Below are 23,750 nucleotides of genomic sequence, written 5' to 3' on the forward strand. Positions count from 1 at the left end.
GTGTTCTTCTCCCTCCCCCCGCCCCCCACACCCACCGCTGTCTCCGCTTACGTTCTTCCCGCTGCGGGTCACCGGACCGAAGGTGACCGCCGTCAAGGGAGATCGGGGGTGCACGCGTGCGGATCGGACTGCTCACGGAGGGTGGCTACCCGTACGCCACCGGTGAGTCCGGACGGTGGTGCGAACGGCTCGTCCAGGGGCTCGGACAGCACCGCTTCGACCTCTACGCCCTCGGCCGGACCGGCACCCCGCCACCGCCCCTCCCGCCGAACGCCCGCGTCGTCCGCACCGCCGACCCCGGCGGCCCCGACACCGCCCCGCCGGCCGGCGGCCCCTGCGGGCACCGCGCCTCCCGCCGGGCCTACGGACGCCACGAGCGGCGCCGCTTCACCGAGGCCTACCACCGGCTCGCCACCGGACTCTGCGCCGAGGAGGACGCGACCTCCTTCGCCGACGGGCTGTACGCCCTCGCCGAACTCGCCCGCGAACGCGGCGGACTGCCCGGGGCGCTCCGCTCCGACGACGCCGTCCGCGCCCTGGAGGCCGCCTGCCGCGCGCCCGGCGCACGCCGGGGCGCGGCCGCCGCCGGACTCCGCGACCACCTCGCCTTCGCCGAACACCTGGAGCGGGCCCTGCGCCCCCTCTCCCTCGACTGGTACGGGGACGACGCGCTCGGCGCGGCCGACCTCTGCCACGCCGCCGGCGGCGGCACCACGGCCCTCCCCGGGCTGCTGGCCAAACGCTTCTTCGGCACCCCGCTGCTCGTCACCGAGTACGGCGTCCCGCTCCGCGCCCACTACCTCTCGGCGGCCGGTGCCGACCGCTCCGCCCCCCTCCGCGCCCTGCTCGCCGCCCTCCACGGCCGGCTCGCCGGCGAGATCTACCGGCAGGCCGCCCTCCTCACCCCCGGCAACGCCCACGCCCGCCGCTGGCAGGAGAAGTGCGGCGCCGACCGGGCCCGCATCCGCACCGTCCACCCCGGCATGGCCGCCGAACGCTTCGCCGAGGTCGGCGAGGACGAGGAGAGCGGCGACCCCGCCACCCTCGTCTGGGTCGGCCGCGTCGAACCCGCCAAGGACCTCATCGGCCTCCTCCACGCCTTCGCCGAGATCCGCGCCAGGCAGCCCGACGCCCGCCTCCGGATCGTCGCCGTGCCTGTCGGTGAACCCCGCGCCGGCTCCTACCTCACGTACTGCAAGGGGCTCGCGGCCCAGCTCTTCCCCGACGAGGCCCCCGGGGCGCACGCCGTCGGCGAGAACCCCGTCACCTTCGAGGAGCTCGGCGGCCCGGAGGCCCCCACCCTGGAGGACACGTACGCCTCGGGCGCGCTCGTCGTCATGTCGAGCCTCGTCGAGGGCTTCCCGGCGAGTCTCGTCGAGGCGATGTTCTGCGCACGGGCCACCGTCTCCACCGACGTCGGCGCCGTCGTCGAGATCATCGGCGGCACCGGCCTCGTCGTCCCCCCGCGCAACCCCCGGGCGCTCGCCGACGCGTGCCTCGCGCTGCTCCGCGACCCCGAGCGCCGCTTCCGGCTCGGCGCCGCGGCCCGGGCCCGCGCGCTCGAACTCTTCACGGTCGAACAGAACCTCGCCGCGTTCCGCGGCATCTACCTCGAACTCCTCTCCCACGCGCCGGTGCGCCACCGCCCCGGGGACGGCGTCCCCTTCGCCCACCCGGCCGAGGCCCATGTGCCGGGCAGCTGGACGCACAAGGCCGTGACCGCGGGGACAGGAGCCCCCGATGCCTGAAGGAGGCACCCCCATGCGCGGCTCCGCCGCCCCGACGAGCCCCGGAGCCTGGGACGCCCGCTCCGAAGCCCTCCTCGGCACCCCCGCCCTCACGGCCGCCGGCGGCCTCGACCTGCGCGCGCCCATGGCCGAGGACGATGCCGCACCGTCCGGGATAGCCCCGGCCCCGGGGAACCCTCCGCAGCCGGGCGCGGCCTGGACACCACCCCCGGCACCGACCGCCCCGGACACGACACAGGACGCCGCGGACCCGGCGACGGACACCCCGGACACGCGACCGGCCGCCGCGGACCCGGCGACGGACACCCCGGACACGCGACCGGCCGCCTCGGACCCGGCACCGGTCGCTGACCCGCACCCGGCCCCCGGCCCGGTCGCCCCCTCGGCAGCCGAGGGCCGTACCCGGTCCGACGCCGACGGCGCGTCCGCGCGGCCCCGGACCCGGCGGGGGAACGCCGACCCCGTGAAGGTGCTCATGCACCGGCACCGGGAGCTCTGCGAGCGGGCCGTCGACGCCCTGGAGATCGCCGCGGGCCTCGAAGCGCAGGGCTTCACCGACCGGACCGCCGCGCGCTTCCGGCACCGGGACGTCTTCTCCCTCGCCGAAGAGCTGTACGCGCGCGTGCCCCGCGGACCGGAGACGCCCGCGCCCGCCGCGGAGCCGGCACCGGCCCGCGCGCCCTGGGCGCTCGCCGTCCTCGCCCCCGGCGGGGTCGCCGCGCTCACCGGACTCGGACTCGCCCTCACCTACGGACCCGTACGGCTCGCCGTCGGGGCCGCCGGGGCACTCGCCCTCGGCGCGGCCCTGCTCCTCGCCGTCCGCCGGGGCCCCTTCCGCGCCCCCGACCGAGGGAGCGTCCCCGCCGCCCGGCTCTGGACCCTCTGGCTCCTGGCGTACGCGGCCGGTGGCGACGGACTCCTGGAGGAGGTCCTCAGCGGCGGCCCCGACGGCCCCTGGGCGCTCACCCCCGCGCCGCTCCTGGGCCTCGCCCTCGCCGTCGCCCCCGCCGCCTGGGGCGCCCACCTCTTCGCCCGCCGGGCCCGCCGCCGCATCGCCGACAGCCGCGGCCTCGCCGACTTCGCCGCCGCCACCCGGCCGCTGCTCCTCGGCACCGTGACCCTCCAACTCCTCGCCCTCGCCGCCCTGCTCACCCTCACCGGGTTCAGCCCGGGAGCCCTCGCGCTCGGGGCGCTCCTGCTGTTCGCCCGGCTCCTGACCGTCCACGGCTTCCCCGAGACGGCCGCCGCCGCCCTCGCCGCCGCCTCCGCCGTCGAGGCCCTCGCCCTCGCGAGCGTCCTCGCCGCCCGCGTCCCCGTCCCCGGCTTCGACGCGCTCGCCGCCCCGGTGCGCGCCCTCGTCGAGACCTGGGGCCCCGGGGTCGTACCCACCCTCGTCTGCGGCGCCGCCGCGCTCGGCCTGCTGGCCCACGCGACCGGCACCCTCACGCGGGCCTCCGCCCACGCCACACCGTGAACCCCCGCTCACCCGCGGAGCCGACGCCGCGGGCGTGCCCCCTCACCTCTCTCATCACCCCGCAAGGAGACCGAAGACCATGACCCCTCAACCCCAAGCACCGGCCGGTCGGCACACAGGGGCCGCACGATGAGGGTGCTACTGCTCGGAGCCAACGGCTTCATCGGCCGTTTCGTCGCCGACCGGCTGCTCGCCGACCCGGCCGTCCACCTCACCGCGCTCGGCCGGGGCGACGACGCCGACGTGCGCTTCGACCTCGCCTCCGGCAGCCCCGGCGCGCTCACCCGCTTCCTGGACGCCGTCCACCCCGGGGTCGTCGTCAACTGCGCCGGAGCCACCCGCGGCGGCGCCCGCGAGCTGACCCGGCACAACACCGTCGCCGTCGCCACCGTCTGCGAGGCCCTGCGCCGCAGCGGCTGCGGGGCCCGGCTCGTCCAGGTCGGCTGCGCCTCGGAGTACGGGCCCAGTCAGCCCGGCTCCTCCACCGCCGAGGACGCCATCCCGCGCCCCGGCGGCCCGTACGGCGTGTCCAAGCTCGCCGCGACGGAGCTCGTCCTCGGCTCGGGGCTCGACGCCGTCGTCCTGCGGGTCTTCTCGCCGGTCGGCCCCGGCACGCCCGCCGGCTCCCCGCTCGGCCGCCTCGCCGAGGCGATGCGCCGCGCGATGCAGGCCGGGGACGGCGAGCTGAAGCTCAGCGGTCTCGGCGTGCAGCGGGACTTCGTCGACGTACGGGACGTGGCGCGGGCCGTCCACGCCGCCTCCCTCTCCGCCGCCCAGGGCGTCGTCAACATCGGCACCGGGCGCGCCGTCCGGCTCCGGGACGCCGCCGCCGTCCTCGCCCGGGTCGCGGGCTACGCGGGCAACCTGCACGAGCTCGACGCCCCGCACGGCATCCCGCAGCGCCCGATGATCGGCGCCCCCCGCACCGAGGGGACCATCGCCGACCAGCTGGGCTCCGCCCCGTACCCGTACCCCGACGGCTGCGGCCCCTGGCAGCAGGCCGACGTCCGCACCGCCCGCGACCGGCTCGGCTGGCGGCCCCGGATCAACCTGGAGGAGTCCCTCGCCGACATCTGGATGGAGGCGGCGTGTCGCATCTGACGACGACCACGGCCACCGGGGCCGTCCAGGCGCTCGGCTTCGGCGTCCCCGGCTACGCCCATCCGCTGCTCGCGCCCGTCGAGTGGGCCGAGCTGACCCGCCCCGGGACCCCACTGCACTGGGCGGTGCTCAATGTGGCGGAGGGCCCCGGGAGCCGGCCCGACCCGCACTGCCTGGAGGCGGCCGGGAAGCTGCGGAACGCCGGGGTCAGGGTCCTCGGGCACCTGGACCTGGCGTACGGCTCCCGGCCCTTCGGGGAGCTCGTCTCGGACGCCCACCGCTTCCTCGACTGGTACAAGGTCGGCGGTTTCTACCTGGACCGCGCCCCCTCCGACCGGGCCGACCTGGCCGGGACGCGGCGGCTCACCGCGACCCTGGAGGCCGTGCTCGGCGGCGATGCCCACCTGGTCCTCGGCCACGGCACCCATCCCCACCCGGGGTACGCCGAGGCCGCCGACCAGCTGGTGACCTTCGCCGGCCCCTGGGTGGACTACCGCTGGTCGCAGGTGGCCGAGTGGACCGCCGAGTACACGGAGGCGAAGTTCGTCCACCTCGTCCACGGCGTCCCGCGCACCCACCTCGACGAGGCCCTGCGGATCGCGCGCTGGCAGGGGGCGGGGACGATCTTCTTCACCGACCGCGCCGGCCGTCCGGGACAAACCGACCAATTCCACACGCTGCCCGGCTACTGGGACGAAATCGTCTCGCGGATCGGACTGGGTGTCTCGGAATGAGAAGGGGCGTGGCAGTGTTACGGGGAGAACAACCGTACTGACATCCCGACCACCGGAGTCCCCGTGTCGCTGCCACCCCTGGTCGAGCCGGCTGCCGAGCTCACCGTAGACGAGGTCCGCAGGTACTCCCGCCACCTGATCATCCCGGACGTCGGGATGGACGGGCAGAAGCGGCTGAAGAACGCCAAGGTGCTGTGTGTCGGCGCCGGCGGCCTCGGCTCCCCGGCGCTGATGTACCTGGCCGCCGCCGGCGTGGGCACGCTCGGCATCGTGGAGTTCGACGAGGTCGACGAGTCGAACCTCCAGCGCCAGATCATCCACAGCCAGGCCGACATCGGCCGCTCCAAGGCGGAGTCCGCGAAGGACTCGGTCCTCGGCATCAACCCGTACGTGAACGTGATCCTCCACGAAGAGCGGCTCGAGGCCGACAACGTGATGGACATCTTCAGCCAGTACGACCTGATCGTCGACGGCACCGACAACTTCGCCACCCGCTACCTGGTGAACGACGCCTGCGTGCTGCTCAACAAGCCGTACGTGTGGGGCTCGATCTACCGCTTCGACGGCCAGGCCTCCGTGTTCTGGTCCGAGTACGGCCCCTGCTACCGCTGCCTCTACCCGGAGCCCCCGCCGCCGGGCATGGTCCCGTCCTGCGCCGAGGGCGGCGTCCTCGGCGTGCTCTGCGCGTCCATCGGCTCCATCCAGGTCACCGAGGCCATCAAGGTCCTGGCCGGCGTGGGCGACCCGCTGGTCGGCCGCCTGATGATCTACGACGCCCTGGAGATGCAGTACCGCCAGGTCAAGGTCCGCAAGGACCCCAACTGCGCGGTCTGCGGCGAGAACCCGACCGTCACCGAGCTCATCGACTACGAGGCCTTCTGCGGCGTCGTGTCCGAGGAGGCCCAGGAGGCGGCGCTCGGCTCGACGATCACTCCCAAGCAGCTCAAGGAGTGGATCGACGCGGACGAGAAGATCGACATCATCGACGTCCGCGAGCCGAACGAGTACGAGATCGTCTCGATCCCGGGCGCGCGTCTGATCCCGAAGAACGAGTTCCTGATGGGCAGCGCCCTCCAGGACCTCCCGCAGGACAAGCGGATCGTCCTGCACTGCAAGACGGGTGTCCGCAGTGCGGAAGTCCTCGCCGTGCTCAAGTCCGCGGGCTTCGCGGACGCGGTCCACGTCGGCGGCGGCGTGATCGGCTGGGTCCACCAGATCGAGCCCGAGAAGCCGGTCTACTAGGAGTACGCCTCGCACGGAAGGCCCCGGACGTCACGTCCGGGGCCTTCCGCGTGCGTACGGCCCGCTACTTGCAGACCGTGCCCGAGACCGGGACCTTGCCGTCGAGCAGGTACTGGTCCACCGCCTTCTTCACGCACTTGTCGCCGCTGTTGTACGCGCCGTGGCCCTCGCCCTCGTACGTCAGCTCCACGCCGACACCCGCGCCGAGCGCCTTCACCATCGACCGCGCGCCCTCGTACGGCGTGGCCGGGTCACCGGTGTTCCCGACGACGAGGATCGGCGCCGAGCCGGGCGCCGAGACGTCCGGGTGCTCCCAGATCCCGGGCACCGGCCACTGCGAGCAGCTCGCCAGCGCCCAGCCCATGAAGTCGCCGAAGACGGGGGAGGCCTCGCGGAACTGCGGCAGCCGCTCCTTCGCCTGCCCGAGGGTGTAGCGCTCCTTGAAGTCCACGCAGTTGATGGCGGCGTTCGCGGCCTGGATGTTGCTGTACGAGCCGTTCTCGCCGCGCCCGTTCATCGAGTCCGACAGGGACAGGAGCAGCGCCCCGTCGCCGCCGTCCGCCGCGTCGAGCCCCTGCTCCAGATACGGCCAGAACTCCTTCGAGTACAGGGCCTGCGCGATCCCGTTGGTGGCCTGCGTCTGGGTGAGCTTGCGGGAGCCGATGCCGGGGATCGGTTCCTTGTCGAGGGCCGTGAGGAGGTTGGTGATCCCCGCCTCGATCTCGGCGACGCTGCTGCCGGGCAGGGCGCACTCGTCGCCGCGGTCCACACAGTCCTGGGCGAAGTTGTCCAGGGCGAGCTGGAAGCCCTTCGCCTGGCCGAGGGCGCCGTCCTCGACGCCCGCGTCCGGGTCGACGACCGCGTCGAAGACGGCCCGGCCGACGTTCCCGGGGAACATGTGGGCGTAGACGCCGCCGAGTTCGGTGCCGTACGAGATGCCGAAGTAGTGCAGCTTCTCGTCGCCGAGGACCTGGCGCATCAGGTCCAGGTCCCGGGCGGCGTTCTCGGTGCCGACGTGCGGCAGCGCCGGGCCCGCGTCCCGCTCGCAGCCCTTCGCGTACCGCTTCTGCGCGTCGGACAGCGTCCGCTCCTCCGCGGCGTCGTCGGGCATGAAGTCCAGGGCGTAGTAGGCGTCGAGCTCCTTGTCGGTGGCGCACTCGACCGGGTCGCTGCGGCCGACCCCGCGCGGGTCGAAGGAGACCAGGTCGTAGCGGCCGCGCAGGGTCTCGTAGTCGGCGGCGAAACCGGGCAGGGCGGTGACGCCGGAGCCGCCGGGCCCGCCGAAGTTGAAGATCAGCGAACCGATCCGCTTCGCGCTGTCACGGGCCTTGGCGCGGATGAGGGCCAGCTCGATCGTCTCGCCCTCCGGCTCCGACCAGTCCAGCGGGGCCTGGAGGAAGGAGCACTCCCAGACCGCGCCTCCGGGCAGCGGCGAGGGCGGGGCCCCGCCGCCCTCGGCGGCGGACGGCGCCGGGCACGGCGCCCAGGACAGCTTCTGCGCGGTCAGCGCCGAAAGACCGGACGTGCCGGTCGGCTTCACCGGGCCCGCCCCCTCGGCTCCCCCGTCCGAGCAGCCGGCGGCGAGCAGCACGGTGGTGGCGGTCAGCAGAGCGGCGCGCTGGGCGGCGGAGATCGGCATAGGCCCATCGTGGTCCGCCGCCCGGGCCCCCGCGCGGGACGGAGGGCCAAGCGGGTGGCGCGCTAGAGGGCTTCCCGCTTGGTCAGCCAGTTGAAGCAGAGCCACCCCGGCAGCACCGGGATCCACAGCGTGAGCAGGCGGTACAGGAGCACCGCCGGGGTCGCGACCTCGATCGGCAGGCCGCCGACGGTGACCAGGCCGACGGTGAGCGCGCCCTCGACCGCGCCGACACCGCCCGGGGTGGGGGCCGCCGAACCGAGCGCGTTGCCCGCGAGGAAGACGACGGCCACGGTCGCGTAGCTGATCGTCTGGTTCCCGTGGCTGAACGCCCGGATCGAGGCGTCCAGACAGAGGACGAACACGATGGTCAGGAGCAGCATCCCGCTGATGCCCGTCGCCAGCTTCATGGGCCGCTGGAGCACGTCCAGCATGCGCGGCACCACTCCGGCGAAGAGCGAGCGCAGCCGCGTCGACACGAACTTGCGCATGAACGGGATCGCCGTCACCACGAGGACGAGCACCGCGACCGTCAGGAGTCCGGCGATGACCGTCCTCGACGGGGTGAAGGACTGCGACTTCTCCGTGCCCGTCAGATAGCCGAAGGAGAGCAGGAGCAGGATGTGCGCCCCGAGCCCGAAGAGCTGCGAGGCGCCGACGCTCGCGACCGCGAGCCCCGGGCGTACGCCCGCGCGCTGGAGGAAGCGGGTGTTCAGGGCGACGCCGCCGACCGCCGCCGGAGCGACGATCTTCACGAACGAGCCGGCGACCTGCGCCACCACCGTCCGCCAGAACCCGACCCGCTCGGGCACGAAGCCCAGCAGGCTCATCGCCGCCGCCACGTAGCTGATCGCCGAGAACAGCACCGCGGCCGCCACCCAGCGCCAGTCCGCCTCGCTGACCGTCGACAGCGGCGTACGGGCGATCTGCGACAGCAGGAAGTACGCGGCGACCGCGCCCGCGATCAGGCTGACCAGGGTCCGCGGCTTGATCCGCTCCAGGCGGACCGGCTCCACCGGGGCCTGCGGGCGGATCAGCAGCACCTGCTGCCGGATCTGCGCGAGCAGGTCCTCCTCGCGCGCCTCGTCGAGGGCGGTGTCGAGGGCCCGCTTCTCGGCCTTCTTGTCCGCCTTCTTCTCGGCCTTCGTCTCCGCCCGTACGGCCGTCCTGTCCGCCGCGGCCTCGGCCTTGGCGAGCTCCCGCTCGTGCTTGGCCGCCTCCGAGGCCGCGAGCACGGCCTCCCGCTCCCGCGCCGACCGCTCCCGGGCCAGCTTCCGCAGCGTCGCGCGCGTGGAGCGGCTCAGCGCGATCGGCTGGAGCAGCGGCAGACAGGCGGCGACCGTGTCCGGGCCGAGCACCTCGACGGCCGCGGCGACCGCCCGCTGCGCCCCGACCCGCAGGCCGAGGGTGGTGAGCAGCTGGGCGATGTCCATCCGGAGGATGAGGTCGCCGGCGGCGATCTCGCCGCCGCGCAGATCGGTGAGGATCACCCTGCCGGAACGATCCACCAGGATCGCGTCCCCCGTGAGGCGGCGGTGCGCGATCCGGCGCGACTGCAGCGCCCGGACCTGCCGCCAGGCGCTGCGGACCAGCTCGTCGGTGATCTCGGCGTCGTCGAGGGAGTCCAGGCTGCGGCCGCCGATGTGCTCGTACACGAGCATCACGGCGTCCGGGCCGAGCTCCGAGGTGGCGATCAGCTTCGGCGCGTTCGCTCCGGCGGCGATCGCCGCGTACGCGAGGAGTGCCTCCTGCTCCAGGGCCTGGCGCAGCGAGACGATCGAGCGGCGGGTGGTGATCGTCCGCAGTGTGATCCGCCGCCACGCGCGGTAGAAGAAGCCGTGCGCCTGCTGCTCCCGGTCGACGACGGTGACGTCGAGCGGCGGCCCGTCCTCCAGGGTCACGATGTACCGGCGGCCCCGGTCCCCGCTGTCGGCGGCGTCGGGCACGCCCTCGGCGCGCAGCGCGGTCACCGGCCGGAAGCCGACCCGGCGAAGGCCGGCGAGGAGGGTCTGCCCGGTGGGCCGGACGTTCGGCGAGCCGACCGCGTAGAGCGTGCCGTACGCGACGGTCCAGCCGATCAGTACGGTCAGGATGATCGAGAGGGCGGTGGTGTAGCCGGCCACCAGCATCGTGAACGCGTCGAGCAGCAGCACCACCCAGAGCGACACCCGCCAGCGGGGCCTGCGGGCCATGCCGACGGCCGTCATGTACGCGATGACCGGGGCGAGGTAGTTGTGCACCGGGTCCGTGAGCCCGCCGCCGGACTGCGGCTGGGTCAGCGCGTCCTGGATCGTGCCGGGCGCGGCCTGGGCGACCCAGAGGTCGGTGGCGAGGGTGACGCCGTGGGCGAGGACGGCGGCGAGGACGCCGTCCGCGATGCGCAGCCCGTCGCGTTTGATCAGGCGCTCGATGGCGAAGGCGACGGGCACGAGCAGGACGGCGATGGACGAGACGAGACCGGCGATCTTGACGAAGACGTCCGGGGCGCCGACCGCGCCCTTGTTGATGTCCTGTTCCAGACCGGACGTCGTGGCGTGGGCGAACGCCGCGACGGCGATGACGAGGCCGATGGCGAGCAGGCCGACGAGCAGCCGCATCAGGTCGGAGGGCCGGTGGACGCGGGCGGCGAGCAGCGGCTCGTCGCCGGAGACCTTCTCGGGCACGTCGGGCTGAGCCCCCTCAGGAGGCTTCGTGTCCATCACCATGTCCGTCTCTGCATGCGCGTCTTGTCGATCTTGTCCGTGTTCGTGTTCGTGTTCTTGTACTTGTCGCTCTTGATCTCGTATCACCAGTCACCGCCCGCACGATGGTGGCACGAAGAGCGGCCGTGCGGAGGCATCAGGGCCATGTCGGTGCGGTGAGGCAGGATGGGGCGGATGAGCATGGAGGAGCCTGTGGGGGAGACCGCCGGGAAGCCCGTCGGGGAGACCGGAGAGCTGCCCGAGTACGCGGAGCGGGTGCTCGACGTGGCCGACGCGATCCCTCCCGGCCGCGTCATGACCTACGGCGACGTGGCCGAATGGCTGGGCGAGGGCGGACCCCGCCAGGTCGGCCGTGTGATGGCACTGTACGGCGGGACCGCCCCCTGGTGGCGAGTGGTCCGCGCCGACGGCACGCTGCTGCCGGGTCACGAGCTGCGGGCCCTCGGCCACTACCGCGAGGAGGGCACCCCGCTGCGCGCGGCGGGCCCGGCGGCCGAGGGACACGTACCGAAGATCGACATGCGGCGGGCCCGCTGGGACGGAAGTCACACCTGAGACGCCCGGTCGAGGTGACAAGGGAGACGGCCGCGGAGGGACGGGTCCGCGGGGGTGGACGCGGCACGGAGTACGGCTCGTCGACGGCCCGCTTCGCGTAACGTCGACGTTCGCGTCTCCCGAGGCGGCGGCCACGGCACAGGGCCGCCTCACCCGCACCACCACACCCACCAGGACCGGCGAACCACGTGAGCTCCTCCTCCACCACCCGGCGTACGCCGCCGCACCAGGGACAGCCGTACCCGGGTCAGGGACGGCAGCGGACCCCGGGCGCGTACCGACTGGTGCGCACCACGCCGGCCCCGCTGGATCCCCCTCAGCTGGACGCAGTCCAGCGGGAGGTGGTTGACCACACCGGCGGACCTCTCCTCGTCCTCGCCGGACCCGGCACCGGCAAGACGACCACCCTGGTCGAGGCCGTCGCCGCCCGCATGGAGAACGGCGCCGACCCCGAACGCCTCCTCGTCCTCACCTTCAGCCGCAAGGCCGCCGTCGAACTCCGCGACCGCATGGCCGCCCGGCTCGGCGGCCGCCGCCCGCCGCAGGCCACCACCTTCCACTCGTACTGCTACGCCCTGATCCGCGCCCACCAGGACGCCGAGCTCTTCGCCGAACCGCTCCGGCTGCTCTCCGGACCCGAGCAGGACCTCGCCGTCCGCGAACTGCTCGCCGGCCAGATCGACCTGGAGAAGACGGGCCTCGGCAGCGTCCGCTGGCCCGACGAACTCCGCGCCTGCCTCACCACCCGCGGCTTCGCCGACGAGGTACGGGCCGTCCTCGCGCGCTCCCGCGAACTGGGCCTCGGGCCCGACGCGCTCGCCCGCTTCGCCGACCGGGTCGGCCGCCCGGACTGGAAGGCGGCGGCCGGCTTCCTCGCCGAGTACCTCGACGTCCTCGACCTCCAGGGCGTCCTCGACTACGCGGAGCTCGTCCACCGGGCCGTACCCCTCGCCCGGGACAGCCGCCTGCCCGCGTACGACGCGATCTACGTCGACGAGTACCAGGACACCGACCCGGCCCAGGTCCGCCTCCTGCACGCACTCGCGGGCGGCGGCCGCAGCACGGTCGTCGCCTTCGGCGACCCGGACCAGTCCATCTACGCCTTCCGCGGCGCCGACGTGAACGGCATCCTCGACTTCCCGGCCACCTTCGGCGGCGCGGCCGTCAAGGTCCTGCGCACCTCCCGCCGCTCGGGCGCGGAGCTCCTGGGGGCGACCCGTCTGCTCGCCCAGCGCATGCCGATGCCCCGGCTCCCCGCCGACAAGGTCCGCGCCCACCGCGAGCTCGCCCCGACGCGGGGCGGGGGCCGGGCGGAGGCCTACACGTACCCCACGGCCTCGGCGGAGGCCGAGAACATCGCCGACCTGCTGCGGCGCGCGCACCTGGAGGGCGGCGTGCCCTGGCAGGACATGGCCGTCCTCACCCGCGCCGCCGCCTCCCTCCCGTCCCTCCGCCGCGCCCTCACCTCGGCGGGAGTCCCCGTGGAAACGGACACGGCGGACACCCCCCTCCGCCACGAACCAGCGGTGACACCACTGCTCCTCGCACTGAGGGCGGTGGCAACCGTTGTGGGCAGGCGTTCCTCCCCCAGACTCCGTCCGGGAGGTGCCCCCTGGGCGGAACGGGTGGGCACAACCCACGACGGCGCCGCACCAGCCCCGGACGCCGAGCCCGCACCAGAGGTGGACGACACCCCGGACTGGCTCCCCGTGGAGACCGCGCTGGAACTCCTCGCCTCACCCCTCGCAGGCGTGGACCCCGCCGACCTCCGCCGCCTCGGCCGCGCCCTCCGCGACGAGGAGAGGGCCGCCGGGAACAAGGTCCCGCCACCTTCGGACGTCCTGCTCGCCCAGGCGCTGGCGCAGCCCGAGCGCCTCGTCGCCCACGACCCCGCCTACGCCCGCGGCGCCCACCGTCTCGGCCGGCTCCTCCAGGAGACCCGCACCCTCCTGAAGGACGGCGGCACCGCCGAGGAGGCCCTCTGGGTGCTCTGGAACGGCACCCCCTGGCCCGGCCGCCTGGAGCGCGCCGCCCTCCGCGGCGGCCCCGCCGGGCGCAATGCCGACCGCGACCTCGACGCCGTCTGCGCGCTCTTCGAGACCGCCGCCCGCGCCGAGGAGCGCGTCGGCGGCCGAGGCGTCCTCAACTTCCTCGAAGAGCTCGACGCCCAGGACATCGCCGCCGACACCCTCACCCGCCGGCACACCCGCCCGGACGCCGTCCGACTGATGACCGCCCACCGCTCCAAGGGCCTGGAGTGGAGCTTCGTCGTCGTCGCCGGCATGCAGGAGGGCCTCTGGCCGGACCTCCGCCGCCGCGGCTCGCTCCTGGAAGCCGACCGCATCGGCCGCGACGGCCTCGCCGAACCCCTCACCCCCGGCGCCCTCCTCGCCGAGGAGCGCCGGCTGTTCTACGTCGCCGCCACCCGCGCCCGCGACCGGCTCGTCGTCACCGCCGTGAAGGCCGCCGCCGAGGACGGGGACCAGCCGTCCCGGTTCCTCACCGAGCTCGGCGCCGAGCCGAAGGACGTCCCCGGCCGCCCCCGCCGCCCGCTCGCCGTCGCCGCGCTCGTCGCCGAGCTGCGCGCCACCACCGTCGACCCGGAGGCCTCGCCCGAGCTCCGGGAGGCGGCCGCCGACCGGCTCGCCCGGCTGGCCGCGCTCACCGACGAGGACGGTCAGCCGCTGGTCCCGGCCGCGCACCCGGACCGCTGGTGGGGCCTGTTCGAGCCGACGCACAGCGCGGCCCCGCTCCGCGAGCGCGACCGGCCGGTGGCGCTGTCGCCGAGCTCCCTGGAGAACCTCGTCGGCACCTGCTCCCTCCAGTGGTTCCTGGGCCGCGAGGTCAAGGCGGCGGCCCCCGCCACCGCCGCCCAGGGCTTCGGGAACGTCGTCCACGTCCTCGCCGACGAGGTCGCCTCCGGCCGCACCCCGGCCGACCTGGACGTCCTCATGGCCCGGCTCGACTCCGTCTGGGACGCGCTCGCCTTCGACGCCCCCTGGAAGTCGGCGCAGGAGAAGCAGCACGCGCGCGTGGCCCTCGAACGCTTCCTGAGCTGGCACGTCATGGACCGCGGCGGCCGCACCCCCGCCGCATCCGAGCACGGCTTCGACGTGACCCTGGAGGCGGGGGAGTACGAGGTCCGCATCCGGGGCTCCATGGACCGCGTCGAGACCGACGAGCACGGGCGCGCGTACGTCGTCGACTTCAAGACCGGCAAGTCCGCCCCCACCAAGGACGAGGTCGCCCACCACCCGCAGCTCGCCGTCTACCAGCTCGCGGTGCGCGAGGGCGCCCTCGACGAGGTCTTCGGCGGCGACCGCCCGGAGCCGGGCGGCGCCGAGCTCGTACAGCTGCGGCAGGCCGCCCCGAAGAAGGAGGGCGGCGACGCCCTGCCCAAGGTCCAGGCGCAGGAGCCGCTCACCGGGGAGTGGGTCGGCGAGCTGCTCGCCAACGCGGCGGGCCGGGTCCTCGACGAGCGGTTCACCCCGAGCACCGGCCAGCACTGCACGACCTGCGCCTTCCGGGCCTCGTGCAGCGCCCAGCCGGAGGGCCGCCAGGTCGTCGACTGACCCGGCGGCATGTGCGGAGCGTCACGTTCCCCCCGTACATCCTTCGACCGGTCTCACGGGTCACTCCTTGCGCGCCCACCTAAAGGCGCGGTGAAGAGAAGCTGTGAAAGACGCTGTGAGGAGTACGCGCATGAGGGCCAACCGGAAGCTCTGGGCAGCGGCGACGGTCTGTGTGGCCGTGGTCGCGGGTGTCACGGGCTGTTCCAAGGGCGACGACAAGGCCGCCGACCCCTTCGCGGGACTCACGGCCGACGCCATCGCCGACAAGGGTGTCGAGACGACGAAGGCGGCCACCGCCTTCCACATGAACGGCACCGGCAAGACCGACGGCGAGGAGATGACCATCGACTTCGCCGTCGACGACAAGGGCAACTGCAAGGGCTCGATGAAGACGCCCACGGGCGGCAGCGCCGAGATCGTCGGCACCGGCGGCACCAGCTACATGAAGGGCGACGACGCCTTCTGGAAGTCCACCGGCGGTGAGGAGGGCGAGTCCTCGGCGGAGTCCGACTCCATGTCGGCGCTGCTCAAGGGCCGCTGGATGAAGATGCCGAGCGAGAGCGGCGCGGGCGAGGGCCCCGGCGCGTTCTGCGACCTGAAGCAGATCGTCAAGGACATGGACGAGGACACGCCGCGCAAGGGCCTGACCCGCGAGGCCGACGCCGATGTCGACGGCAAGCCCGCCGCCGTCCTCAGCAAGAAGGACAAGGACGAGACCACGACCTTCTACGTGGCCAAGGACGCCGAGAAGCCGTACATCCTCCGCGTCGTGACGACCGGCGGCGACGAGCCGGGCACGGTCACCCTCAGCGACTACGGCCGGCCGGTCAGCGTCACCGCCCCGCCGAAGAGCGAGGTCGTCGACATGGAAGAGCTGATGAAGGGCGCTTCCTGACCCACCCCGGGCCGTGAGGCCCAGAAGTCGCGGGCACGCGCGCGCGGGGCGACGCTGGTGGGAGCCTCGGGGACACCGCGAGGAGGTACGCATGGCGTCCCACTCCCACCGAAAGCTCCGTGCCGCGGCCGTCACCTGCGCCGCCCTCGTCGTCGCGGGACCCGTGACGACGACGGCGACCGCGGCGGCCCCGGCGGCCCCGGGGGTGTCCGTCGCCCCCTCCCCGGATCCGTTCGCGGACCTCACCGCCGACCAGATCGGCGACCGGGCCGTGACCGCCACCCGGTCCGCGACCTCCCTGCGCATGACCGGCAAGGTCGTCAGCCAAGGAGAGCCGCTCGGCATCGACTTCGCCGTCAACGACAAGGGCGAGTGCACCGGCCTCATCAAGATCAAGGACGGCACCGCCGAACTGCGCCGGCTCGACCACGTCACCTACATGAAGGGCGACGAGGCGTTCTGGCGGGCCTCCATGGCCTCCCAGGGCATGCCGGAGCCGCAGATCACCGCCACCCTCGAACTGATCAAGGGCCGCTGGCTGAAGATCGCCCCGGGACAGGCGGGCAGCGAGGACCTCGGCGGCGTCTGCGACCTGAAGTCGCTCCTCGCCGACCTGGACAAGGACAAGGAACAGCGCAGGGGACTCACCCGGGGACCGGACGCCGAGGTCGACGGGACCCCCGTCGCGACCCTGGTGAAGAAGAAGGAGGGCGGCGAGACGACCACCGTGTCCGTCTCCCAGAAGGGCAAGCCGTACATCCTGAAGATGGTCAAGACCGGCGGCGACGAGCCCGGGGCGATCGTGCTCTCCGACTACGACAAGCCGGTCGTGGTGAAGGCCCCGCCGGCCGACGAGACCGTCGACCTCTCCAGGCTGGACGGCGGCGGCCCCGCGTAGAACCCGCGCCCACCCGAGGTAACACCCCAGGTCAGAGGCGTACGGGACCGGAATGTCAGTCGGCCCCGTTAGCCTCTTTGAGGTGACCGCACACCTCACCGACCCCGAGCAGCTCAAGGAGCTCCTCGGCATCCCGTTCACCCCGGAGCAGACGGCCTGCATCACCGCGCCGCTCGCCCCGCAGGTCGTCGTGGCCGGCGCCGGCTCCGGCAAGACGACGGTGATGGCCGCCCGCGTGGTCTGGCTGGTCGGCACGGGCCAGGTCGCCCCCGAGCAGGTCCTCGGTCTCACCTTCACCAACAAGGCGGCCGGCGAGCTCGCCGAGCGCGTCCGCACCGCCCTCGTCCGCGCCGGCGTCACCGACCCCGACGTCATCGACCCGGACAACCCCCCGGGCGAGCCCCGCATCTCCACGTACCACGCCTTCGCCGGGCAGCTCCTCACCGACCACGGCCTCCGCATCGGCCTGGAGCCCACCTCCCGCCTCCTCGCCGACGCCACCCGCTACCAGCTCGCCGCGCGCGTGCTGCGCGAGGCCCCCGGCCCGTACCCGGCGCTCACCCGGTCCTTCCCGACCCTCATCACCGACCTGCTCGCCCTCGACGCCGAGCTCGCCGAGCACCTCGTCCCGCCCGAGCGGCTCCTTGCGTACGACTCCGAGCTCCTCGACGCCCTCGCCGGGGCCCGGCTCAGCAACGCCGAACTGCGCAAGATCCCCGAGGCCTCCGCCGCCCGCCGCGAACTCCTCGACCTCGTCGTCCGCTACCGCGCCGCCAAGCGCTCCCGCGACCTGCTCGACTTCGGCGACCAGATCGCCCGCTCCGCCGAGCTCGCCACCACCCGGCCCGAGGTCGGCGCGATCCTCCGCGAGGAGTTCAAGGTCGTCCTGCTCGACGAGTACCAGGACACCTCCGTCGCCCAGCGGCTGCTGCTCTCCGGACTCTTCGGCCAGGGCCCGGCCGGCCGCGGCACCGGACACGCCGTGACCGCCGTCGGCGACCCCTGCCAGGCCATCTACGGCTGGCGCGGCGCCTCCGTCGCCAACCTGGACGACTTCCCCGAGCACTTCCCGCACGCCGACGGCAGCCCCGCGAGCCGCTACTCCCTCTCCGAGAACCGCCGCAGCGGCGGCCGCCTCCTGGACCTCGCCAACGGCCTCGCCGCCCCCCTGCGCGCCATGCACGCGGGCGTGGAGGCGCTGCGCCCCGCCCCGGGCGCCGAGAAGGACGGCAGCGTCCGCATCGCCCTCCTCCCCACCCACGCCGAGGAGATCGACTGGCTCGCCGACTCCCTCGCCCACCTCGTACGGACCGGCCGCGAGCCCGGCGAGATCGCCGTCCTGTGCCGCACCGCCACCGACTTCCCCGCCATCCACGCGGCCCTCGTCGCCCGTGACGTGCCCGTCGAGGTCGTCGGCCTCTCCGGCCTCCTCCACCTGCCCGAGATCGCCGACCTCGTCGCCGTCTGCGAGGTCCTCCAGGACCCGGGGGCCAACGCCGCCCTGGTCCGCCTCCTCACCGGCCCCCGCTGGCGCATCGGCGCCCGCGACCTCGCCCTCCTCGGCCGCCGCGCCCGCCTCCTCGTCCACCGCGGCGGCGAGGAGGCCGACCCCGAGCAGCGGCTCGCCGCCGCCGTCGAGGGCGTCGACCCGGCCGAGGTCGTCTCCCTCGCGGACGCGCTCGACACCTTCCTGGACTCCGGCGCCGCCGACGACGGCCTCGCCTTCTCCGCCGAGGCCCGGGTCCGCTTCGCGCGCCTCGCCACCGAACTGCGCGCCCTGCGCACCTCGCTCGCCGATCCCCTCATGGACGTGCTCCACCGGGTCCTCGCCGCGACCGGCCTGGAGGTCGAGCTCTCCGCCTCCCCGCACGCGCTCGCCGCCCGCCGCCGCGAGACCCTCGGCCACTTCCTCGACATCGCCGCCGGCTTCGCCTCCCTCGACGGCGAGGCCAGCCTCCTCGCGTTCCTCGGCTTCCTGCGCACCGCCGTCCAGTTCGAGAAGGGCCTCGACAACGCGCTGCCGGGCGGCGAGAACACCGTGAAGGTCCTCACCGCCCACAAGTCCAAGGGCCTCGAATGGGACGTCGTCGCCGTCCCCGGCCTGGTCACCGGCCAGTTCCCCAGCGCCCGCGCCCGCGAGTCGTGGACCTCGCAGCCCCAGGTGCTCCCGCACGCCCTGCGCGGCGACGCGGCCACCCTGCCGGGCATCGACACCTGGGACGCCAAGTCCCTCACGTCCTTCAAGAACGCGATGCGGGACCACCAGCACACCGAGGAGCTCCGCCTCGGCTACGTCACCTTCACCCGCCCCCGCTCCCTCCTCCTCGGCTCCGCCCACTGGTGGGGCCCGGCCCAGAAGAAGCCCCGGGGCCCCTCGGACTTCCTCCAGGCGCTGTACGACCACTGCGAGGCGGGCCACGGCGAGATCGAGGCGTGGGCGGAGGAACCGGAAGAGGACGCCCAGAACCCGTCCCTGACGGAAGAGGGCAGGGACCAGGCGTGGCCACTGCCGCTGGACACGGAAGCGCTGATGAGGCGCAGGGCGGCGGCGGAAGCCGTGACGGCCCGGTTGTGGGCATACGTTCCGCAGGGCGATGGGGGTCCCCCCTGCTCGAGCGAAGCCGAGAGCTCGGGGGAGGGTGGGCACAACCCCCCGAGCACGGCGCCCGACCTCCCGGACCCCGACCCCGAGGACCTCTGGCCCGACGAGGACGAACCCATCTGGGACGAGGAGACCCTCCCCGAAGACACCCACGCGGACGCGGTCCCGGCCCCTCGCGAGGAGGCACGCCCGCTCACCCCCGAGGACACGAAGACCATCGCCTCCTGGGACCGAGACCTCACCGCCCTCACCACCGAACTCCGCCGCGCCCGCGCGACCACCCGTGACGTCCTCCTCCCCGCGTACCTCTCCGCCTCCCAGGTGCTGCGCCTCGCCGCCGACCCCGACGGCTTCGCGCAGGAGCTGGCCCGGCCCATGCCCAAGCCGCCGCAGCCCGCGGCCCGCCGGGGCACCCGCTTCCACGCGTGGGTGGAGTCCCGGTTCGAGGAGCTCCCGCTGCCGTTCCTCGGCCCGGAGGAGCTCCCCGGCGGCGAGGACTTCGCGGGCGAGCCGGAGATCCTCGACGAGCGGGACCTCGACGAGCTCAAGGAGGCCTTCGCCCGCACCCCGTACGCCCACCGCACCCCGTACCGCGTCGAGGTCCCCGTGCACCTCTCCCTCGCGGGCCGGGTCGTCCGCGGCAGGATCGACGCCGTCTACCGGGACCCGGACTCCGGCGCGTACGAGATCGTCGACTGGAAGACCAGCCGGGACCGCTCGGCGGACCCGCTCCAGCTCGCGCTCTACCGGCTCGCCTGGGCCGAGCAGCACGGCCTCGCGCCCGAGGACGTGGCCGCCGCGTTCGTGTACGTCCGAACGGGTGAGGTGGCGCGTCCCACCCGCCTGCCCGGCCGGGCGGAGCTGGAGGCCATCCTGCTGGGAGGGGCACCCCCGGACGCCGGATAGGCTCGGGGCATGAGCGAGACCCCGGACAGCGCCGTCCGCACCGTACGTACGTACGTCGAGCAGCACCGTGCCGCCTTCCTCGGCGACCTGGCCGAGTGGCTGCGCATTCCCTCCGTGTCGGCCCAGCCGGACCGGGCCGGGGACGTACGGCGCAGCGCCGAGTGGCTCGCCGCCAAGCTCACGGAGACGGGCTTCGGCACGGTCGAGGTGTGGGAGACGGACGGTGCTCCCGCCGTCTTCGCCGAGTGGCCCTCGGGGGACCCGGACGCCCCGACCGTCCTCGTCTACGGCCACCACGACGTGCAGCCCGCGGCCCGTGAGGACGGCTGGCACACGGACCCGTTCGAGCCGACGGTGGTCGACGGCCGGATGTACGCGCGCGGGGCGGCCGACGACAAGGGGCAGGTGTTCTTCCACACCCTCGGCGTCCGCGCGCACCTGGCCGCCACCGGCCGTACCGCGCCCGCCGTCAACCTCAAGCTGATCGTCGAGGGCGAGGAGGAGTCCGGCTCCCCGCACTTCCGGGCGCTCGTCGAGGAGCACGCCGAGCGGCTCGCCGCCGACGTCGTGATCGTCTCCGACACCGGCATGTGGTCCGAGACGACCCCGACCGTCTGCACCGGCATGCGCGGGGTCGCGGACTGCGAGATCGAGCTGTACGGCCCCGACCAGGACATCCACTCCGGCTCCTTCGGCGGCGCCGTGCCGAACCCGGCGACCGTCGCGGGCCGGATCGTCGCGGCCCTGCACGACGAGCACGAGCACGTGGCGATCCCCGGTTTCTACGACGGGGTGACGGAACTCACGGAGGCCGAGCGGGCCCTCGTCGCCGAGCTGCCCTTCGACGAGGAGGCCTGGCTGCGGACGGCCAAGTCGCACGGCACCCTCGGCGAGGCCGGCTTCTCGACCCTGGAGCGGGTGTGGGCCCGGCCCACCGCCGAGGTCAACGGCATCGGCGGCGGCTACCAGGGCCCCGGCGGCAAGACGATCGTCCCCGCCTCCGCCCAGCTGAAGCTGTCGTTCCGGCTGGTCGCGGGCCAGGACCCGGCCAAGATCGAGCTCGCGGTACGGGACTGGCTGGCCGCGCTCGTCCCCGCCGGCATCCGGTACGAGATCGTCTTCGGCGCCCCGACCCGCCCCTGCCTCACCCCCCTCGGCCACCCCGCCCTCAAGGCCGTGGCCGGGGCCATGAGCAGGGCCTTCGACGGCGCCAAGGTCCGCTACACCCGCGAGGGCGGCTCGGGACCGGCCGCCGACCTCCAGGACGTCCTGGGCGCGCCCGTCCTGTTCCTCGGCATCTCCGTCCCGTCCGACGGCTGGCACGCCCCCAACGAGAAGATCGAACTCGATCTCCTCATGAAGGGCGTCGAGACGACCGCGCACCTGTGGAGCGACCTGCCCCTCGCACTCCACCACGCCGCGCGCTGAACCCACACACCGATCCGGGGGAGTTGGAAGCACCTGTGAGCACCCTGAAGAACGCGCCGAGCAGCCCGAAGCACCCGGCGGCGGACCGCCCGATCTCGCTCACCGCCCCGAGCGGCATCGACCGCGCCGCCCACCACCGCCTCGACGAGGCGTGGCTGGCGGCGGCCTGGAGCCACCCCACCACCCGGGTCTTCGTGGTCTCCGGGGGACAGGTGCTGATCGACGACGGCCCCGACGGCACCACGGAGCTCGTGATGACCCCGGCCTTCGAGGCCCCGGTCACCGAGACCCACCGCTACTTCCTGGGCACGGACGCCGAGGGCGTCTCGTACTTCGCGCTCCAGAAGGACTCCCTGCCGGGCCGCATGGACCAGTCGGCCCGCCCGGCCGGGCTGCGCGAGGCCGGTCTGCTGCTCTCCGACCGCGACGCGGGCCTGATGGTGCACGCGGTGGCCCTGGAGAACTGGCAGCGCCTCCACCGCTTCTGCTCGCGCTGCGGCGAGCGGACCGTCGTCGCGGCCGCCGGGCACGTCCGCCGCTGCCAGGCCTGCGGCGCCGAGCACTACCCCCGTACCGACCCTGCGGTGATCATGCTGGTCACGGACGAGCAGGACCGGGCGCTGCTCGGCCGCCAGGTGCACTGGCCGGAGGGCCGCTTCTCGACCCTCGCCGGTTTCGTGGAGCCGGGCGAGTCCATCGAGGCGTCGGTGGCCCGCGAGGTCTTCGAGGAGGCCGGCGTGACGGTCGGCGAGGTCGAGTACATCGCCAGCCAGCCGTGGCCGTTCCCTTCCAGCCTGATGCTGGGCTTCTTCGCCAAGGCGACCTCCTCGGAGATCAACGTGGACGGCGAGGAGATCCACGAGGCCCGCTGGTTCTCCCGCGAGGACCTGGCCGCCGCCTTCGAGTCCGGTGAGGTCCTGCCCCCGTACGGCATCTCGATCGCCTCCCGCCTGATCGAGCGCTGGTACGGCAAGCCCCTGCCGAAGCCGGGCGACGTGATCTGAGGCACGGAAAGCCCCCGGCCTTCCGGCCGGGGGCCGTGTCGGACCTGCCTGCCACACTGCGGGGCATGTCTCTCGCCGATCTCACCCTCGACCAGTGGCGGTCCTTCGACCTGCCCGCCGCACGCCGCTTCGCCGAGGAGGCCGCGGTCCTGGTCGACGGCCGGGTGACCCTCGTCGACACCACCGAGCACCTCGGTGCCCCGCTGCACCGCGTCCGGATCGAGCGCGAGGGGCAGGATTTCGCCCTGATACCCGGCGGGCCGGTGACCCTCGGCTTCGACCCGGAGGGCTGGCGGCCGACCCCCTGGCAGACCGCCGACTACGCCGAGAGCCTCGCCGAGGGCTTCGCCGACGGACCGGACCTGCGGGCCCATCTGGCCCAGGTGCTCAGCCCCCGCCGAAGCGTCGTCCTCGCCACCGTGCTCATGGCCGTGGAGGACGAGGACCTGACCGAGGAGCCCGCCGACATGCCGGCCGTGCTCGCGGCGCGCGGTCTGCGGATGCCGGGCTCCGACGAGTGGGAGCACGCGTGCGGCGCCGGGGCCGAGACCCTGTTCCGCTGGGGGAACGACTGCCCCCTCGACAGCCTCCCGTACGGGGACGGCCCGGGCCCGCGGAACGAGCCGAACGCCTTCGGCCTGCGTATCGCCTACGACACCTACCGTGCGGAGCTGTCCAGCGACACCACCGCGGTCCACGGCGGGGACGGCGGCGAGTCGGTGTGCGGCGGCTACGGCCACCTGCTGGCCTGGCTGCCCCTGGCCACCGCCCACCGCAACCCGACCATGGCCGAGTTCGTGTACGGCCCGGACGAGCTCCACGAGGACTGCTCCACCCGGCCCGTGCTCGCCCTCTGACCCCACGGCTCCGCCGCCCGCACACGGAAAAACCCCCGACCGGCACCGGGCCGATCGGGGGTCTCGCCCTGCGGAGGTCAGACGCCGATCTTCTGCTTGACCTGCGCGAGGCTCGGGTTCGTCAGGGTCGAACCGTCCGGGAACAGAACGGTCGGAACGGTCTGGTTGCCGCCGTTGGCCTTCTCGACGAACGCGGCCGAATCAGGGTCCAGCTCGATGTTGACCTCGGTGTACGCGATGCCTTCGCGGTCCATCTGGCTCTTCAGCCGACGGCAGTAGCCGCACCACGTGGTGCTGTACATCGTCACAGTGCCCTGCATGACCAGGCGCTCCTCTTGTTCGCGGACGGGTGCCGAGAGGGAGAACGTACGCCCTTCCCGCCCCATTCCCGGAATT

The 23,750-nt window shown here is 73.9% G+C and carries 16 protein-coding genes; 13 read left to right on the plus strand and 3 right to left on the minus strand.

Annotation, left to right across the window (positions count from 1 at the left end; all coding sequences use genetic code 11):
• Window positions 1-116: 116 nt before the first annotated feature.
• The 5 genes from ACWGN5_RS05255 to moeZ all read left to right on the plus strand — a co-directional run bounded on the left by ACWGN5_RS05255 (window position 117) and on the right by moeZ (window position 6,299).
• Window positions 117-1,748 carry a glycosyltransferase gene (locus ACWGN5_RS05255; protein ID WP_453511429.1) on the plus strand — a complete coding sequence of 544 codons (1,632 nt, stop codon included), beginning with the start codon at window positions 117-119 and terminating at the stop codon, window positions 1,746-1,748.
• Window positions 1,741-3,222 (plus strand): hypothetical protein, encoded by a 1,482-nt coding sequence (locus tag ACWGN5_RS05260; protein ID WP_453511430.1) that lies wholly within the window; start codon window positions 1,741-1,743, stop codon window positions 3,220-3,222. Before ACWGN5_RS05255 ends, ACWGN5_RS05260 begins: the two co-directional genes overlap by 8 nt.
• Before the next feature lie 129 nt (window positions 3,223-3,351).
• The gene (locus ACWGN5_RS05265; protein WP_453511432.1) at window positions 3,352-4,323 is read left to right on the plus strand and encodes an NAD-dependent epimerase/dehydratase family protein; all 972 of its coding nucleotides are present in this window, start codon (window positions 3,352-3,354) and stop codon (window positions 4,321-4,323) included.
• Complete coding sequence (locus tag ACWGN5_RS05270) at window positions 4,311-5,057, plus strand: spherulation-specific family 4 protein (RefSeq protein ID WP_453511434.1); 747 nt, start codon at window positions 4,311-4,313, stop codon at window positions 5,055-5,057. Before ACWGN5_RS05265 ends, ACWGN5_RS05270 begins: the two co-directional genes overlap by 13 nt.
• Window positions 5,058-5,120: 63 nt before the next feature.
• Window positions 5,121-6,299, plus strand: a complete 1,179-nt coding sequence (gene moeZ, locus ACWGN5_RS05275) for an adenylyltransferase/sulfurtransferase MoeZ (protein ID WP_453511435.1) — start codon at window positions 5,121-5,123, stop codon at window positions 6,297-6,299.
• 64 nt (window positions 6,300-6,363) lie between these two features.
• On the opposite strand, the gene ACWGN5_RS05280 is transcribed toward moeZ, so the two are convergent.
• Together ACWGN5_RS05280 and ACWGN5_RS05285 are read right to left on the minus strand one after the other, a co-directional pair.
• A complete protein-coding gene (locus ACWGN5_RS05280; protein WP_453511437.1) occupies window positions 6,364-7,938 on the minus strand; it encodes an alpha/beta hydrolase in 1,575 nt (524 codons plus the stop codon).
• A gap of 62 nt (window positions 7,939-8,000) precedes the next feature.
• Window positions 8,001-10,640 carry a lysylphosphatidylglycerol synthase domain-containing protein gene (locus tag ACWGN5_RS05285; RefSeq protein WP_453511438.1) on the minus strand — a complete coding sequence of 880 codons (2,640 nt, stop codon included), beginning with the start codon at window positions 10,638-10,640 and terminating at the stop codon, window positions 8,001-8,003.
• A gap of 162 nt (window positions 10,641-10,802) precedes the next feature.
• On the opposite strand from ACWGN5_RS05285, the gene ACWGN5_RS05290 reads away from it, so the two are divergent.
• From ACWGN5_RS05290 to ACWGN5_RS05325, 8 genes are all read left to right on the plus strand, one after another.
• On the plus strand, window positions 10,803-11,192 hold the full coding sequence (locus ACWGN5_RS05290; protein ID WP_453511440.1) for an MGMT family protein: 390 nt from the start codon (window positions 10,803-10,805) through the stop codon (window positions 11,190-11,192).
• Window positions 11,193-11,380: 188 nt separating this feature from the next.
• A complete protein-coding gene (locus ACWGN5_RS05295; RefSeq protein ID WP_453511442.1) occupies window positions 11,381-14,764 on the plus strand; it encodes an ATP-dependent helicase in 3,384 nt (1,127 codons plus the stop codon).
• 130 nt (window positions 14,765-14,894) lie between these two features.
• Window positions 14,895-15,659: a hypothetical protein gene (locus ACWGN5_RS05300; protein WP_453511444.1), complete on the plus strand. Its 765-nt coding sequence runs from the start codon at window positions 14,895-14,897 to the stop codon at window positions 15,657-15,659.
• Window positions 15,660-15,750: 91 nt separating this feature from the next.
• Entirely contained in the window at window positions 15,751-16,557 is an 807-nt protein-coding gene (locus tag ACWGN5_RS05305) for a hypothetical protein (protein ID WP_453511445.1), read from the plus strand.
• Between the two features lie 82 nt (window positions 16,558-16,639).
• The gene (locus tag ACWGN5_RS05310; RefSeq protein ID WP_453511446.1) at window positions 16,640-20,065 is read left to right on the plus strand and encodes an ATP-dependent helicase; all 3,426 of its coding nucleotides are present in this window, start codon (window positions 16,640-16,642) and stop codon (window positions 20,063-20,065) included.
• 9 nt (window positions 20,066-20,074) lie between these two features.
• Window positions 20,075-21,493 (plus strand): dipeptidase, encoded by a 1,419-nt coding sequence (locus ACWGN5_RS05315; protein WP_453511448.1) that lies wholly within the window; start codon window positions 20,075-20,077, stop codon window positions 21,491-21,493.
• Between the two features lie 35 nt (window positions 21,494-21,528).
• On the plus strand, window positions 21,529-22,497 hold the full coding sequence (gene nudC / locus ACWGN5_RS05320) for an NAD(+) diphosphatase (RefSeq protein ID WP_453511449.1): 969 nt from the start codon (window positions 21,529-21,531) through the stop codon (window positions 22,495-22,497).
• Between the two features lie 65 nt (window positions 22,498-22,562).
• On the plus strand, window positions 22,563-23,354 hold the full coding sequence (locus tag ACWGN5_RS05325; RefSeq protein ID WP_453511451.1) for a hypothetical protein: 792 nt from the start codon (window positions 22,563-22,565) through the stop codon (window positions 23,352-23,354).
• Window positions 23,355-23,431: 77 nt separating this feature from the next.
• Here ACWGN5_RS05325 and ACWGN5_RS05330 read toward each other — a convergent pair whose 3' ends face one another.
• Complete coding sequence (locus ACWGN5_RS05330) at window positions 23,432-23,674, minus strand: mycoredoxin (RefSeq protein WP_369146392.1); 243 nt, start codon at window positions 23,672-23,674, stop codon at window positions 23,432-23,434.
• Window positions 23,675-23,750 lie beyond the last annotated feature (76 nt).

The organism is Streptomyces sp. NPDC055815 (assembly GCF_053616475.1).